Annotated in this window: 3 protein-coding genes; 2 read left to right on the top strand and 1 reads right to left on the bottom strand. The window is 37.0% G+C overall.

Features of this window, described 5'->3' with window-relative positions; genetic code table 11:
• Positions 1-136 precede the first annotated feature (136 nt).
• Entirely contained in the window at positions 137-781 is a 645-nt protein-coding gene (locus CH376_RS23875) for a hypothetical protein (protein WP_100788608.1), read from the top strand.
• 11 nt (positions 782-792) lie between these two features.
• Positions 793-1,443, top strand: coding sequence for a hypothetical protein (locus CH376_RS23870; RefSeq protein ID WP_100787798.1), 651 nt, complete (start codon positions 793-795; stop codon positions 1,441-1,443).
• A 31-nt stretch (positions 1,444-1,474) separates the two neighbouring features.
• Here the strand turns inward: CH376_RS23870 and CH376_RS24510 are convergent.
• A partial coding sequence (locus CH376_RS24510) for a hypothetical protein (protein WP_207769163.1) occupies positions 1,475-1,691 on the bottom strand: 217 nt, incomplete at its 5' end.

Raw genomic sequence — 1,691 nt, 5'->3', positions numbered from 1 at the left:
GGACCGAATCATTATTTCTTTGTGATTAGGAAACCGGACGGATTGTTTTACAACTACAACAACAATGCTGATGGTCAAAAACAGATTTTTGACGAAAAAGTTAACTGGGAGAAAATGAAAGTATATGGATTGTATTATGATTAAGAAAAAAAACTACATTAGCGTTTCGTTAATTGTTCTGTTGATTGTTTTTATCGGTTGCAAAGAGAAACAAAAGGAGGAAGTTGAAATAACGGACAAATATGCACTTCCTCCGAATTATGCTAAAGGTTTAAATTCGGTTGAATATGATTTCGAACATCCAAGCAAACAATTGGTTAGAATTGATTCGGAAATTGGAAAATTCCTTGGGGTCGAAAAGAGTAAATATCCAGGCAATTGCGGGTTTTTGGATTTTGAGAAAAAAAATCTACAACTAAGAATCACAGGCACAAAGAAAGAATTTATTCTAAAAGTTATATATCTTGGAAATCATAGGCTTGTATTATTGAATCAAGAAAACCGGGGATATGTAGGTAAGCTTGAGGAAGGGCACACGGGTTCAAATGAAAGAGTTAATTATTATTATTTCTATCCACTTTCGGAAATCACAGATACAGCGAAGATTGATAACTTAGATCCTTTTAAGAAGAAAGGATATGACTTCGAACTTTCGGACATAGTTGATTCTGAAATTAAAAATATTAATGATTGTGAAAAAGAAAAAATTGAACAAGAACGTGTCCAGCAATCAATCGACGAAGAACACGAGAGGGTGAAGGGGGATTTAGCTCCTCCTTGATTTGTTGTATTATGACTGAGAAAAGAAATTACATTAGTATTTTATTAATCGTTTTGTCGCTTTCTTTGGCTTCTTGCAAAGAGAAACAACCAGAACAGGTAGAAATCAAAGACAAGTATTCGCTTCCTCCTGGATATACAGGCTCTTTGAATCCTGTTCCGTATGACTTTGAATACAACAAGACTCCGTATTGGGTGAATGCTGCTGCTCAGATTGAGGAATTTTTAGGTCTTCAGAGAAGCACATATGAACTTCATTGTGGGCTTTTGGATTACGAAAAAAGAAAGTTGCAGATTCGAATTTCCGGTAAGAAGAAAGACTATTTTCTAAAAGTGATTTACCTGGGAAGTCATCGATTTGCTTTTGTAGACGACAAGGGCCGTGGATATGTTGCGAAATTGGATGAGGGAACGGATGGTACTGGGGAAATAAAGGTCAATTATTATCTCTTTTATCCACTTTCGGAAATCACAGATACAGCGAAAATTGATAACTTAGATCCTAATAAAATCAAGGGAACTGAATTTACCGCAAACGATGCAATCGAACCAACATATACAACAATGGATGAGTGCGAGAGGTCTCGGATCGCACAAGAGCGCGTCCAACAATCGATCGACGAGGAACACGAAAGAGTGAAGGGAGATTTGGCTCCTCCTTGAAATGCAATTCAGTGCATCTTCTCTTGTTCTTTTAGAAGCGGCGTTTTTGATCGACCTTAATGAATATAACGGAAACCCGATTATTTGAAGACAAAAAATCTGAAACTCCACCTTTCCAGTTGACAATAGCAGTTGATGGGCGACTCTTTGATTTATCAAAGAGTCGATCCCGGCTCTTTAAACTCCCTTTCACTTTTTTTCCTAAATGAATCAACGTTAGCGTCAACTGCACCGACGGTGCAGTTGAA

Origin of the sequence: Leptospira adleri (genome assembly GCF_002811985.1) — a bacterium.
Lineage (GTDB): Bacteria > Spirochaetota > Leptospiria > Leptospirales > Leptospiraceae > Leptospira > Leptospira adleri.
The sequence above is the reverse complement of the archived record's forward strand: the minus strand, read 5'-3'. Positions and strand labels throughout refer to the sequence as shown.